The following is a 13,342-nucleotide window of genomic DNA, read 5'->3' as shown; positions in this document are numbered from 1 at the left end:
CCGGACCGCACCCGCTACGTCAGCAGCCTCCGCAGCACCGCCTCGATCTCCCGGGCGGTGAGTGCGGTGCCGGTGACCAGGGTCTGCACCAGCAGGCCGTCCACTCCCGCGCAGAAGGCGCGGACCGCCAGCGGGTCGTCGCTGCGCAGGCGGGCGAGCGCCGCGAGGTCGTCCACGCAGCGCTGCGCCGCCGGGCGCAGGGCGGGGCGGCGGGCGGCGAGCAGGTACAGCTCGTACTCGGCGACGAACGGCCGTCTGCGCCCGTCGAGTTCGCCCGCCAGGGCCTTCGCGAGCGCGGCGATCGGGTCGGGGGCCGCGGCGGCCCTGCGCAGCAGCGCCGAGTAGCGGTCGACGGCGCGGACGAGCGCGGCGACGAGCAGGGCGTCGACGCTGCCGAAGTGGTAGGCGGCGGAGGTCGCCGGCAGGCCGGCCTCGCGGGCGACCGCCCGGTGCGTCACGGCCGCCACCCCGCCGTGCTCGATGACCCGCAGGGTCGCCTCCAGCAACTCCCCGCGCCGCTGCTCGCCCTTGCGCAGCCGGCCGTCGCGCGCGACGTCCCCGGCGGGCGCGCTCAGTGGGAGCCGCCCAGCTCCAGGGCGACGACCCCGGCCGCCACCAGGGCGATCCCGCCGATCTGCGCCCACGACAGCCGGTCGCCGAACAGGGCGCTGCCCAGCACCGCGACGAGCGTCACGCCGACCCCCGACCAGATGCCGTAGGCGACGCCCAGCGGCACGCCCCGGGTGAGGACCTGGGAGAGCAGGTAGAACGCCAGGGCGTAGCCGGCCACGACGAGGACGGACGGCCAGAGCCGGCTGAACCCCTCGGCCCAGCGCAGGGCGAGCGTCGCGCTCAGCTCCGCACCGATCGCACCGGCCAGCAGCACCCACACCATCGCGACCCCCCGCGCAGAATCTTGAACGTCTGTTCAGGATTCTCCGGCGCGGCCCGGGACGGGTCAACCCACCGCCGGCAGGCCGCGCGGCTCCAGGCGCTCCTCCACCGCCGCCGAGCCCTCGCGGGTCACCACGTATGCCCCCTTGCCCGGTGTCTCGGTCACCGCCCCGGTCAGCTCGGTGCCGTGGTAGACGAGGCCCACCCCGTCGTCCGTGCAGTGCGAGGTGGGCAGGGTGCCGTCGGCGACGAGGCGGTGGATCAGGGGGCGGCGGCCGGCGTCCACGTCGTAGTGGATCCCGTTGCCGTACGGCAGGAGGCCCAGGGCGTCGGTGACCGGGCGCAGTCGCGGGCCGAAGGAGTCGGTGGTGCCGCCCTCGAACCAGCAGATCGAGCCCGCGCTCACCCCGCTCAGCACCACGCCCGCCTGCCAGGCGCGGCGCATGACCGCGTCAAGGCCGTGGACGCGCCAGACCGCGAGGAGGTTGGCCACCGAGCCGCCCATGACCCACACGACGTCCTGCTCCAGGACGGCGCCCTCGACGTCGTCCAGGTTCGGCATGGGGAAGAGCTGCAGCGGCGTCAGGTCGAAACCGGCCACCCGCGCGGCCTCGCCCATCCGGGCGGTGAAGTGCTCGGCGTCGCCGATGGCCGTCCCCACGTACATCACCCGGGGACGGCGGCCGTGCACTCCGGAGAGGTCGACGGCGTGATGGACCAGGGGGCCGAACTCCACCATGGTGCGCGCTCCGGGCCGGTGGCCGCCGGAGGTGGCGAGGATGGTCGGCTGCGTGGCTGACATGCCGGGGAGCCTACGCAGGCGGGCACCCGCACCGGCGCCCGGGTGCGGATCCATCCGCATGGGCGGCGGTCCTGCATCGTGGCTCACTACCGCGTCGTGGGCTCCGGCGACTCCGCAAGGAGGCGTTCGGCTTCCTCTCTCAGCCAGGCGCTCCGAATGATCTCGGCATTCGGGGGGAGAGCGGTCGCGGCATCATGAAGAGCGGTGGCAGCGGCTCTCGGATCGGCGGGGAGCATGCGGGCGGCTTCCGTCAGAGCGCGGGCTGCCACTGCTTCCGCCGCTCCAGCCCGGTCCAGGGCCGCAACGGCGCGAGCGGCCGCCTCGGCAGTGTCGGTTGGGTGGCCGCAACGCCAGTGGGCCCAGGCGAGGTTGAACAGGCAGACGCCTTCGGCGCGGGGATTTTCCATCACCGACGCCTCCTGGCGGCCCTCTCCCAGCATCACGGCCGCCCGTAGCGGCTGCTCCAGCGCCAGCCAGGCCACACCCTGTGCGTTCAGGGCGTAGGCGATCGCCTCCTTGCTGTCTGCGGCGCGGTAGGCACGTACCGCCTCGACACCGGACTCTATGGTCTGTGTCCAGCGGCCCAGGGTGAGCAGGGCGATGGTGCGGGCGTTGGCGGCGCGGGCGGTGGTGAGGAGTTCGTCGCTGGTGGCGGCCAGGGCCGCGAGACGGTCGGCGCCGGTCAGGGCGGCTTCGCCGTCACCGAGGTAGCTGAGGGTGAGACTGCGGGAGAGCAGTGCGTGCTCCTCCCGTTCCGCGTCTCCCAGCTCATGAGCCAACTCTGCCGCCCTCTCCAGGACTTCTACGGTCGTACGCAGTTCGCCGAGCTGGCGGTGTGCGTCCCCGAGGCCGAAGAGCGCGCTTTGCAGCGCTGCCCGATCGTCCAGGCGTTCGGCAGTGCTTACTGCTTCGGTGAAACGGGCCACCGCCGCCTGCATGGGGCCCGCGCTGAGCAGGGCATGACCGTAGCCGAGGGTGTGGGTGAGGTGGGTGGCCGCTTCGGTCAGCCGTCCGTCGAGGGCCTGGTGCATGGCGACGGCGGCGAGGACCGATCCGTGCCAGACGAGCCATTCGCTGATCTCGGCCAGCACCCGCGCGGCCTCGTCGTAGTCCTCGGCGCGCATCAGGTGCTCAAAACGGCTGCGGTACGGGGCCAGGTCCTCCAGCCGCCGCCACGACTCCTCGGGCGTCGTCCGCGTTCCGTACCAGGCGGCGATGGCCCGCTCCACCGCCTGCCGGCCGGTCGCTCCGGCCAGGGGAAGCTGCCCGTAGGCGAGGTCCGCGTCGAGTGGGTGCAGGGCAACGGTCCCGCTCACCCGGTCGGCGTGGATCAGGTGGGTGCGCCGGAGTGCGGCAACGGTGGCCGGGACCGGCAGACCGGGGTCGATACGGGCGGCGACCTCCTCGATGTCGGCGGGGGTGGCGGGGACGCGCAGGGCGGCAAGGATGGAGACGACGGTACGGGCGGGCCCCTCCAGTTGACGCAGGCGGTCTCCTGCAAGGGCGTGCACGATGTCCTCCCGGCGGGAGAAGTCCGCGAGGACGTCCCGGAGTCGGGGGAAGGGGACGGGGGCGTCGGCGGCCGCTCCGACGAGCAGTTCCAGGGCGCGCGGTACGCCGTGGAGTTGGACACCCGCCTGCAGCAGCTCCCTGTCGGAGAGGTCGGCAATGCCGGCGGATCCGTCGCGGTCCAGTTCGCGCAGCAGGGCTGCCGACTCGGTCGCGCCGAGGCCGACGGCGAGGTCGATCCGTGCGGTGAAGCGCCGCAGCTCGGGCGCCAGCCTGGGGGGCACGGTGCTGGTGGCAAGGAGCCGGGGGGCGTGCGGGGCGCGGAAAGCCCATTCCAGCAGGGCGGCCAACTCCTCGTCACGGACCCTTCCGTCGTCGTGGAGCAGTTCCTCCAGATTGTCCAGCAGGACGACGACCCGGTGGCCGTTCAGAGCGTGGTCGAGCGCCGCGAGGCGGCCGTGCACGGTGGTGTCTTCTTCCCAGGTCTTGCGCAGGGCCCTCTCCCGCTGGGGGCCGAGGAGTTCGGCGCAGCCGAAGTAGAAGCTCTCCAGGGAGATCCCCCGGGTGCGTGTGGAGAGGTTGACCAGTCCGTCCGGGCGGGGCCGGGGTTCGAGGGCGACGGACCCGGGGCCGCGGTCGAGGGTGTCCATCACTTTAGCGGCGAGGGCGCTCTTACCGATGCCGCGCCGACCGGTGACGGTCACCAGGCGGATGGCCGGAGCGTACAGGTGCTGGATCACCTCACCGAGCTCACGCACCCGGTTCTTGAACAGTTCGATGCCGTAGGCCACAGGTACTCCCACCACACGGATCGCGGCCGGGGGTGGCGACGCCAGCCGGTTACCGGCAGGTGGGAGCGCGATGGGGTCGGTGAGATCAAGGAGGCGGGCCAGCGCTGTGCGGTCGGTGGGAGGCAGGCCGCGCAGGGCGTGGTCGAGGCGTACGGCGGTGAGCCGGTTCAGTCCTTCCGCGCGGTGGTGCTCCGCGACGACGCCGATGATGTGCTCGCCCACCCAGACGGCGGCGCCCGACATGCCGCTCCACGGGGAGCGGGCCGGATCGGTATCCCTGTCAGGGGCTGTGACCAGCAACTCCAGTGTGCCGTCACGGCGGTTGGAGAGGAGGGCGATCGTGCCGTCTGCCTGGACCAGCTCCCGGTACGAACCGGCTGCCCCATGGCGCAGCTTCCACAGCGGGAAGCCGAGGGCGCAGGCCGCCAGGATCCCGTAGCGGTCGTCCGCGACCGTACCGAAGCGGGCAGCGGGGGCCGGCGGCGCACCCGGCGGCGGCGTGCAGGCCAGAGCAACGAGGTCGGTGTCCGTGCCGCGCCAGGCCACGTTCGCCGGGGCCGACCATTCCTGCGGCCGGTCGGCGTCGCAGCGCACGACCACGTCGGTGGCGTCGGCGACCACGTGGGCCGCGGTGAGGACCACCGTGTCGGTGACCCGGTAGCCGGAGCCGCGGCGTGCCCCACAGGGCGTACTGACGATGATCTCGGCGATCCGGCGCGGGTCGGCGCCGATCAGCGCACTGGAACGCTCAGCGCTCATCGGGTAGTTGGTCATCCGAGATCAGGACCGGAGCACCCGGGGTGTCGGAGTGGGTCGGCTGGAGCGCGAGGGTCAGCCGCTGGGTGGACAGCCGGGTGGAGCGGGCACTGCCCTGGGCATCGAGGACCCAGAAGCGCGCCTTGCCTCCGGCTTCCCGGCTGCGTTCCACGACCACTTCGAGTTCGACGTTCACCATGCCCAACTGGAAGCGCAGTCCCTGGTCGGCGCCTTCACTGACAGCCCGGTTCAGTTCGCTCCGCAGTTGGGCGATCACGTCGGCCAACTCCACCGCGTTCTCCACGTCCGCATCCCCCGCCTCCTGGTCCGCCACTCGCTCATCATACGGAGCTGTGGTCATCTCCGGTCGTAATCAAGTGAGTTGGCGAACCTTTCCGATCCCTGGGTGCGTATCGAAGCAGGACTGTATCGCCGAGGACCCGAGTCTCCAGCAGCCGCATCCGGGCCGTAGAGCCGCCGGGGTAGGAAGCGTCGCCGAGGAAACGCGGGGCCTGGGCCGAGCCGACAAGCAACGGGGCTACAGCAAGGTGGAGTTCATCTGCGAGGTCGAGGGCGAGGAGTTGGGTGTGGACGGTACCGCCGCCTTCCACCAGGAGTCGGCGCACCCCGTGCCGGCCCAGTCCCGCCAGGACTGCCTGCCAGTCGAGAACGGAGCCTGTCGCCGTGACAGTGGCAAAGGCGCCCAGTTCGCGGCGGGTACGGACCAGCGCCGCGTCCACCGTGAAGACGAGTTTCTCGCCGCCGCAGTGCCAGAAGGCCAGGGTGGGATCGAGGTCGCCAGAGCCACTGACGACTACCTTCGCGGGGTGTTCGGGTCGGCCGGCGGCCACGCGGCGTCGGCGGGCGGCGTCGGAGACGAGCAGGCGGGGGTGGTCGCGACGCAGGGTGGTGGCGCCGATCAGGATGGCATCGGCAGCGGCCCGCTCCTCGTCCACCCGGTCGAGGTCGCGGGGGTGGGAGAGCACGAGCCGGTGGGGGGAGGCGTCATCCAGACGACCGTCCAGGGAGACTGCGGCGGAGAGGACGACGTAGGGCTGCAAGGACATCGGGCGGCCGGGTCAGAGGGGGCGGTGGTAGTCGGCCCACGCGATGTGGGATTCGTGGAGCCGTACCGTCATCGCGGTGAGTCCGTGAGCACCCGGACCCAGGTGTCCGCCGTGGACGCGGGCGGCGAGACGGTCGGCGATGAGGCGGGCGAGGTACTCGGTGGTGGTGTTGACGTCGGCGAGGCCGGGGTCCTCGTCGAGGTTGCGGTAGGAGAGCTCGCCGACGACGGCCCGTACCTCCCGGGCGGCCAGGTCCATGTCGACCACGACGTTGTCCGCGTCCAACTCGGGGCGGTGGAAGGTGGCGTCGACCAGGTAGGTGGCGCCGTGCAGGCGTTGGGCTCGGCCGAAGACGGCACCGCGCAGACTGTGGGCGATCATCAGATGGTCACGGACCGTGACAGTGAACACGTGTACTCCGGGGTCGGTGGGAGAAGGGGCTGACAGGGGAGGCTGGGAGGTCAGTGCGGTCCGTAGCGGATGCGGTGGCACAGGCCCGGCAACCTGCCGGTTGCGATGTCGGCCAATACGGAGGGGAGTTCCTCGAAGGGCGACTCTCCGGTGATGAGCGTGTCGAAGACCGGGTCACGCAGTAGTTCCAGGGCAAGCGTGAGGCGGTCGGCCGCGGTGTGCCGAGCGCGCTGTGCGGGCGCCAGAGCCCCGACCTGACTGCTGCGCAGCGTCAGGCGCCGGGTGTGGAAGAGCTCACCGAGCGGCAGGCTCACGGGTTCGTCGCCGTACCAGCTGAGATCCACCAACGTCCCTTCAGCCGCCAGCAGTTCGATGCCTCGGCGTAGTCCCGACCCGGTGGCGCTGGCGTGGAAGACGAGGTCGCAGCCGTCGGCCGCATCGGCCGGCGAGGCGAAGGACAGTCCCAGTGCGGCAGCCACCGCCGCCCGGGAGGGATCGGTATCCACGAGCTGGACGCGTAGGCCGGGAAAGCGGGCCAGCAGGGCGGCCACGCAGCAGCCGACCATGCCTGCTCCCACCACCGCGATCCGGTCACCGATGCGCGGCGGCGCATCCCACAGCGCGTTGAGCGCGGTCTCGACGGTGCCGGCCAGGACGGCACGGCCGGGGGGCACCTCGGCGGGCACAGGAGTGAGGGCCGCGGCGGGAATGTGAAAACGCGTCTGGTGCGGGTGGAGGGAGAAGACCGTGCGGCCGACCAGCTGCGGGGGGCCGTGCTCGACGCGGCCGACGTTGAGATAGCCGTACTTGACCGGCCCGGGGAAGTTGCCCTCCTGGAAGGGGGCGCGCATCGCCGCATACTGGCTTACCGGGACGCGACCTCGGAAGACAAGCGATTCCGTACCCCGACTGACGGCCGAGTAGAGCGTACAAACTGTTGCGTGACCGTCATCAACGCAGGCGGGCAGGCGGGCAGGCGGGCAGGCGGGCAGGCGGGCAGGCGGGCAGGCGGTCGAAATTATCTCGCCTCGGCCTGGAGCTGTTATCCAGAACGAGCGTATGAGGCTCGGCATCGATGATCCTCTGCTAATACGTCCGCTGATGGGTCCCTTCCTCGGAGCGTGATCCTAGGCGATCACATTCGGAGGGAACAGCGACGGCAGGGGAACGGCGCCCGGGTGCGGCCCTCCTGCGAGGGGTGCCCGGGCGCCGGTGGTGGATGCGGGTCAGCTCAGGTCGTAGCGGCCCAGGTTCATGACCTTGTGCCAGGCGGCCGTGAAGTCCCGGACGAACTGCTCCGCCGCGTCGTCGCTGGCGTACACCTCGGCCAGCGCCCGCAGTTCGGCGTTGGAGCCGAAGACCAGGTCGGCGCGGGTGCCCTGCCACCTCGGGCGTCCGGCGGCGTCGCGGCCCTCGAAGAGGGTGGCGTCGTCCGTGACCGGGGTCCAGTCGGTGTCCAGGTCCAGGAGGTTGACGAAGAAGTCGTTCGTCAGGACGCCGGGGCGGTCGGTGAAGACTCCGTAGGGCGTGTTCTGGTAGGTGGCGCCCAGTACGCGCAGGCCGCCGACCAGGACCGTCATCTCCGGGGCGGAGAGGTCCAGCAGGTTCGCCCGGTCGAGCAGGAGGTGCTCGGCGGAGAGGGGGACCCCCTTGGCGACGTAGTTGCGGAAGCCGTCCCAGGCGGGCTTGAGCGCCTCGAAGGACTCGATGTCGGTGGCCTCCTGGGTGGCGTCCACCCGGCCCGGTACGAAGTCCACGGTCGTCTCGTGGCCGCCGTCCCGCGCCGCCTGCTCGACCGCCGCGTCGCCGGCGAGGACGATCAGGTCGGCCAGCGAGACGCGCTTGCCGCCGCTCTGGGCCTCGTTGAACTCGCGCTGGATGCGCTCCAGTTCGCGCAGGACGACGCGCAGTTCGGCCGGCTCGTTGACCTCCCAGCCGTTCTGCGGCTGCAGGCGCAGCCGGGCGCCGTTGCTGCCGCCGCGCTTGTCGCTGCCGCGGAAGGAGGCGGCCGAGGACCAGGCGGTGTAGACGAGTTGGCGGATCGTCAGGCCGGAGGCGAGCACCTGGCGCTTCAGCCCGGCGGCGTCCGCCGCGTCGATCAGCTCGAAGTCCCGTACGGGCAGCGGGTCCTGCCACAAGAGCTCCTCGGCCGGGACCTCCGGGCCGAGGTAGCGCACCAGGGGGCCCATGTCGCGGTGGGTGAGCTTGAACCAGGCGCGGGCGAAGGCGTCGGCGAACTCCTGCGGGTTGTCCTTGAAGCGCCGCGCGATCGGCTCGTAGACGGGGTCGAAGCGCAGGGAGAGGTCGGTGGTGAGCATCGTCGGCTGGTGCCGGACGTCCGGGTCGTACGGGTCCGGTACGGTGCCCGCGCCGGCGCCGTCCTTGGGCCGCCACTGCTTGGCGCCCGCGGGGCTCTCCACCAGTTCCCACTCGTAGCCGAAGAGGATCTCGAAGAAGCTGTTGTCCCAGCTGATGGGGGTGTTGGTCCAGATCCCCTCCAGGCCGGAGGTGATCGTGTCGGGGCCCTTGCCGGTGCCGTAGGCGTTCTTCCAGCCCAGGCCCTGCTCGTCCAGCCCGGCGGCCTCCGGCTCGGCGCCGACGAGGTCGGCGGGGCCCGCGCCGTGGGTCTTGCCGAAGGTGTGGCCGCCGGCGATGAGGGCGACGGTCTCCTCGTCGTCCATCGCCATCCGCTTGAAGGTCTCGCGGATGTCGATGGCGGCGGACAGCGGGTCGGAATTGCCGCCGGGACCCTCGGGGTTGACGTAGATGAGGCCCATCTGGACGGCGGCGAGGGGCTTGTCCAGCTCGTGGTCGCCGCTGTAGCGCTCGTCGCCCAGCCAGGTGGTCTCCGGGCCCCAGTAGACGTCGTCGTCGGGCTCCCAGGCGTCGACGCGCCCGCCGCCGAAGCCGAAGGTGTCGAAGCCCATCGTCTCCAGCGCGACGTTGCCGGAGAGGATCATCAGGTCGGCCCAGGAGAGGCTGCGGCCGTACTTCTTCTTCACCGGCCACAGCAGCCGGCGCGCCTTGTCCAGGTTGGCGTTGTCGGGCCAGCTGTTGAGGGGGGCGAAGCGCTGCTGGCCGGAGCCGCCGCCACCGCGGCCGTCGAGGGTGCGGTACGTGCCGGCGCTGTGCCAGGCCATCCGGATGATGAAGGGGCCGTAGTGGCCGAAGTCGGCCGGCCACCAGTCCTTGGAGGTGGTCAGCACCCCGGCGATGTCCCGCTTGACCTCGGCGAGGTCGAGGGATTCGAAGGCCGCGGCGTAGTCGAAGCCGGCGCCCAGCGGGTTGGCCACGGCCGGGTTCTTGGCCAGGACCTTCAGGTTCAGCTGCTTGGGCCACCAGGGGCGCTCGCCGCCCCGCTCGGTGGGGTACGGGTACTCGTTGCGCCCGTGGACGACGGGGCACTCGCCCTGCGGGTGCTCGAAGTCATCGATGTCCGACATGCTGTTCCTCCGGTGTGAGGCGGGTGTCAGGCGGATGTGATCGGCTCTCTGGCACTTTCCTGGCAGGCGGGGCAGGTGCCCCAGTAGACGACGTCGGCCTCGTCCACCGCGAAGCCGGCCGCGTGCACCGGCTCCAGGCAGGGTGCGTGGCCCACAGCGCAGTCGACGTCGGCGACCGCGCCGCAGCTCCGGCAGACGAGGTGGTGGTGGTTGTCCCCCACCCGGGTCTCGTAGCGGGCCGCGCGCCCCATGGGCTCTATCCGGCGCAGCAGCCCGGCCTCCGTGAGGGCGCCGAGCGCCTCGTAGACGGCCTGGGTGGAGACGGAACCGACCCGCTCGCGCACCCGCGCCGCGACCTGCTCGGCGCTCTGGTGCTGCTCGCCCCGGAGCGCCTCGATGATCGCGGAACGGGCGGAGGTGACCCGCAGCCCGGCTCCGCGCAGGAGCGCGGCGGGGGGGACGGGGTCGGAGGGATCGGTCACGAGGATCACTCAACAACCCAAAGGCGAGAAAGTCAAAGAAATTGTCGTGTCTTGTTTTGGCTCTTGTGCCGGCGGGCGTTTTGGCTCTTGCGCCGGCGGGCGTTTTGGCTCTTGTGCCGGGCGGGCGTCAGTCCTCCCGCGCACCGTCCCCGCCCCCGCCGTGGCGCCGCGCCGCCTCGCGGGCCCGGCTCAGCAGGCTGCGGCGGCTGCTGGGCTCGTCGGCCTCGGGGGTCACCTCGTAGCGGGTGATGTACGCGCTCAGGAACGCCTGCAGGGAGGCCGTCGCCGGGATGGCGATCAGCGCGCCGACCGGGCCCATCAGCGCCGCGCCCGCGATCACCGAGCCGAAGGCGACGGCCGGGTGGATGTCGACGGTCTTCGAGGTGATCTTCGGCTGGAGGACGTAGTTCTCGAACTGCTGGTAGACGATGACGAACCCGAGCACCCACAGCGCCGCCCACGGGCTCACCGTGAAGGCCAGCAGGAACGGCAGCGCACCGGCGAGGTAGGTGCCCACCGTCGGCACGAACTGCGAGACCACGCCCACCCACACCGCCAGCGCCGGCGCGTACGGCAGCCCGAGGATCACGAACAGGATGTAGTGCGCGACCCCGGAGACCAGCGCCATCAGGCCGCGCGAGTAGAGGTAGCCGCCGGTCTTGACGACGGCGATCTCCCAGGCCCGCAGCACCTCCGTCTGGCGCGCGGGCGGCAGTACAGAGCAGATGGCGCGGCGCAGCCGGGGACCGTCGGCGGCGAAGTAGAAGGTGAAGAGGGTGATCGTCAGCAGCTTGAAGAGGCCGCCGATGACGGCCGTGGAGACCGTCCAGACGTTGTCCGCGCTGTTGCGCAGGTAGTTGCGCACCCAGTCGGAGTGGAGGAAGTCGTCCCGCAGCCGGTTCGCGTCGAGCCTGGTGTCGAAGCGGCTGTTGAGCCAGCCCACGGCGGAGTCGATGTAGGCGGGGAAGTTCTCCACCAACTGCCGCACCTGGTCGGCCAGTACGGACCCCAGCAGCCCCACGAAGCCGCCGAAGAAGACCAGCACCCCCAGGAGGACCAGCGCGGTGGCGAGCCCGCGCCGCATCCCGCGCGCGGCCATCCGGTCCACGGCCGGCTCTATCGCCAGCGCCAGGAACCACGCCACCAGGATGTTCAGCAGCAGCCCGAGCAGCTGGTGGAAGGCCCAGCGCGCCAGCAGGAAGCAGCCGTAGAGGGCCAGGGCCAGCACCAGCGCACGCGGCAGCCAGGCCGGCATCCGGTCCCGGAGGGGGGCGGGCGGCCCGGCGGCGGGCCCGGCAGGCGGCCCGGCGGGGGCCCCGGTCTGTTCTTGCTCGTCTTGGTCCGGCACCCGGCAAGTCTGTCAGCCCGGCCCGCGGCCACTGCGGTACGGGCCCGCCGGCCCGCGTTTCAGCAGCCGCCGGGGCCGTCCGCGTCCTGCGTCCGCTCCCGCTCGCAGACGCCCCGCAGCTCCTCGCCCATCCCGTCCATGATCTCCCCCAGCGTCTTCAGCTGCTCCGGGGTCAGCAGGTCGAAGAGGTACCTGCGCACCTCCGTCACATGCCCCCGCGCCGCGGCGTCCAGCACCCGCAGGCCCTCCTCCGTCAGGCGTGCGACCTGGCCGCGGCCGTCGCCGTCGGCGGCGCACCGCACCACGTAACCGGACTTCTCCAGCGCGGAGACCGCGTGCGAGAGCCGGCTGCGCGAGGAGTTCACCTGCTCGGCCAGCTCGCCCATCCGCATGGCCCGGCCCGGCGCCTCGGAGAGCATGACGAGGATCTGGTAGTAAGCAACCGGTATGCCCGAATCACGCCTGAGCTGGCGGTCCAGATGCGCGTTGAAGTCGCGGGAGGCGTGCATGAAGGCGCGCCACACCCGCTGCTCCTCATCCGTCAGCCAGCGGAAGTCACTTTCGGTCATACGCCCAGCATAGCGCCGGTTGAGCTTTCAACAATCTCTTGCTACGGTGGATGAGCGTTCAACAACCGGTCCGAACTCCTGAGACGAGGCCCACCTCATGACCAGCACCCCCGCCAAGATCCCCGGCTACCTCACGGGCACGTGGACCATCGACCCGGTCCACTCCGAGGCCACCTTCACCGTGCGCCACCTGGGCGTCACCAAGGTGCACGGCCGCTTCGACGACGTGGCCGGCACGATCACGACCACGGCGGACCCGCTGGACTCCACGGTCGAGGCGACCATCGTCACGACCTCGGTGAACACCCGCAACGAGGTGCGCGACGACCACGTACGGGGCGAGGACTTCCTCGACGTCGAGAACCACCCGGCGATGACCTTCCGCTCCACCGGCATCCGCGCGCTGGACGACGGCTCCTTCGCCCTCGACGGCGAGCTGAACCTCCGGGGCGTCGCCAGGCCCGTCACGCTCGCCATGGAGCTGGGCGGCTTCGGCGACCACCCGATGGGCGGCAAGGTGGCGGGCTTCGAGGCCACCACCGAGATCAACCGCTCCGACTTCGGCGTGACCGGCGGCATCGCGGGCGCGGCGGTCGGCGAGAAGATCAAGATCACGCTGGACATCGAGGCCGTGTCCCAGGACGCCGCCTGAGGATCGTCCGCCCCTTGAGGGGGGCGGGAGGCGATCGCCTCCCGCCCCCCTCAAGCATGTCCGGATTCCCCCCTGGCCGACAGGGGCCGCCGCCAGCATCCTGGAAAGGTTCCGCTTCACCCGTACCGCGGTTCGCACCTTCCGACCTGTCATGAACAGGACACTCTATGAAGGGAGCGCCGACCATGGCGTGCAGCAACAACTACCTCTGGGCAGGCGAGACCACCTGGTTCTGCTGCGGCGCGGCCTGGGGGCCGTGCGGCAGCGCGGGCGGCGGCGCCTGCGGAAACTGCCGATCCGGCTCCTACCACGGCGCCTGGCCCAACGCCTCGCAGGCCTGCTACGACATCACCCGCCCCGACCTGTGCTCGGGCGAGGGCGGCATCCCGCGACGCGGCTGCGGCTCGGTCATGAAGATCGTCCAGCAGTGCAGCCGCAAGGCGGTCTGCATCACGATCACCGACTGCGGGCCCCGTACCAAGAGCTTCTGCGGCGAGAGCGTCTGCTGCAACGGCGTCTGCCGCACCAACCGCATCCTCGACCTCACCCCGGCCGCCTACTCGGCCATCGCGAGCCTCAGTTCCGGTAAGACCGGCGTCCAGATCTACGAGTGAGGGG

At 71.5% G+C, this 13,342-nt stretch carries 14 protein-coding genes; 2 read left to right on the top strand and 12 right to left on the bottom strand.

The window, feature by feature from the left end; genetic code table 11:
• Positions 1–14: 14 nt before the first annotated feature.
• The 12 genes from ACFQLX_RS18495 to ACFQLX_RS18440 all read right to left on the bottom strand — a co-directional run bounded on the left by ACFQLX_RS18495 (position 15) and on the right by ACFQLX_RS18440 (position 12,072).
• Positions 15–506 (bottom strand): TetR/AcrR family transcriptional regulator, encoded by a 492-nt coding sequence (locus ACFQLX_RS18495; RefSeq protein WP_386416590.1) that lies wholly within the window; start codon positions 504–506, stop codon positions 15–17.
• Positions 507–571: 65 nt separating this feature from the next.
• Positions 572–895 (bottom strand): DMT family transporter, encoded by a 324-nt coding sequence (locus ACFQLX_RS18490; RefSeq protein ID WP_386416588.1) that lies wholly within the window; start codon positions 893–895, stop codon positions 572–574.
• A gap of 63 nt (positions 896–958) precedes the next feature.
• Positions 959–1,696: a Type 1 glutamine amidotransferase-like domain-containing protein gene (locus ACFQLX_RS18485; protein WP_386416586.1), complete on the bottom strand. Its 738-nt coding sequence runs from the start codon at positions 1,694–1,696 to the stop codon at positions 959–961.
• Between the two features lie 86 nt (positions 1,697–1,782).
• Positions 1,783–4,755 carry a trypsin-like peptidase domain-containing protein gene (locus ACFQLX_RS18480; protein ID WP_386416583.1) on the bottom strand — a complete coding sequence of 991 codons (2,973 nt, stop codon included), beginning with the start codon at positions 4,753–4,755 and terminating at the stop codon, positions 1,783–1,785.
• Positions 4,745–5,086 (bottom strand): trypco2 family protein, encoded by a 342-nt coding sequence (locus ACFQLX_RS18475; RefSeq protein ID WP_386416581.1) that lies wholly within the window; start codon positions 5,084–5,086, stop codon positions 4,745–4,747. The genes ACFQLX_RS18480 and ACFQLX_RS18475 overlap by 11 nt, the downstream gene beginning before the upstream one ends.
• Before the next feature lie 7 nt (positions 5,087–5,093).
• The gene (locus ACFQLX_RS18470; RefSeq protein ID WP_386416579.1) at positions 5,094–5,819 is read right to left on the bottom strand and encodes a RibD family protein; all 726 of its coding nucleotides are present in this window, start codon (positions 5,817–5,819) and stop codon (positions 5,094–5,096) included.
• Between the two features lie 12 nt (positions 5,820–5,831).
• Positions 5,832–6,230, bottom strand: coding sequence for a 6-pyruvoyl trahydropterin synthase family protein (locus ACFQLX_RS18465; RefSeq protein WP_386416577.1), 399 nt, complete (start codon positions 6,228–6,230; stop codon positions 5,832–5,834).
• Between the two features lie 50 nt (positions 6,231–6,280).
• Complete coding sequence (locus ACFQLX_RS18460) at positions 6,281–7,303, bottom strand: zinc-dependent alcohol dehydrogenase (RefSeq protein WP_386416575.1); 1,023 nt, start codon at positions 7,301–7,303, stop codon at positions 6,281–6,283.
• 153 nt (positions 7,304–7,456) lie between these two features.
• Positions 7,457–9,673 carry a catalase/peroxidase HPI gene (gene katG / locus ACFQLX_RS18455; RefSeq protein ID WP_386416574.1) on the bottom strand — a complete coding sequence of 739 codons (2,217 nt, stop codon included), beginning with the start codon at positions 9,671–9,673 and terminating at the stop codon, positions 7,457–7,459.
• 26 nt (positions 9,674–9,699) lie between these two features.
• Positions 9,700–10,155 (bottom strand): Fur family transcriptional regulator, encoded by a 456-nt coding sequence (locus ACFQLX_RS18450; protein WP_386416571.1) that lies wholly within the window; start codon positions 10,153–10,155, stop codon positions 9,700–9,702.
• Positions 10,156–10,282: 127 nt separating this feature from the next.
• Positions 10,283–11,410: an AI-2E family transporter gene (locus ACFQLX_RS18445; protein ID WP_386416629.1), complete on the bottom strand. Its 1,128-nt coding sequence runs from the start codon at positions 11,408–11,410 to the stop codon at positions 10,283–10,285.
• Positions 11,411–11,562: 152 nt separating this feature from the next.
• Positions 11,563–12,072, bottom strand: a complete 510-nt coding sequence (locus ACFQLX_RS18440) for a MarR family winged helix-turn-helix transcriptional regulator (protein WP_386416569.1) — start codon at positions 12,070–12,072, stop codon at positions 11,563–11,565.
• 97 nt (positions 12,073–12,169) lie between these two features.
• On the opposite strand from ACFQLX_RS18440, the gene ACFQLX_RS18435 reads away from it, so the two are divergent.
• A complete protein-coding gene (locus tag ACFQLX_RS18435; protein ID WP_386416567.1) occupies positions 12,170–12,724 on the top strand; it encodes a YceI family protein in 555 nt (184 codons plus the stop codon).
• Positions 12,725–12,909: 185 nt separating this feature from the next.
• Positions 12,910–13,338 (top strand): RlpA-like double-psi beta-barrel domain-containing protein, encoded by a 429-nt coding sequence (locus ACFQLX_RS18430; RefSeq protein WP_386416565.1) that lies wholly within the window; start codon positions 12,910–12,912, stop codon positions 13,336–13,338.
• Positions 13,339–13,342: the final 4 nt, after the last annotated feature.

The sequence above is a fragment of the Streptomyces polyrhachis genome, assembly GCF_042663125.1.
Classification (GTDB): Bacteria; Actinomycetota; Actinomycetes; order Streptomycetales; family Streptomycetaceae; genus Streptomyces; species Streptomyces polyrhachii.
The sequence above is the reverse complement of the archived record's forward strand: the minus strand, read 5'-3'. Positions and strand labels throughout refer to the sequence as shown.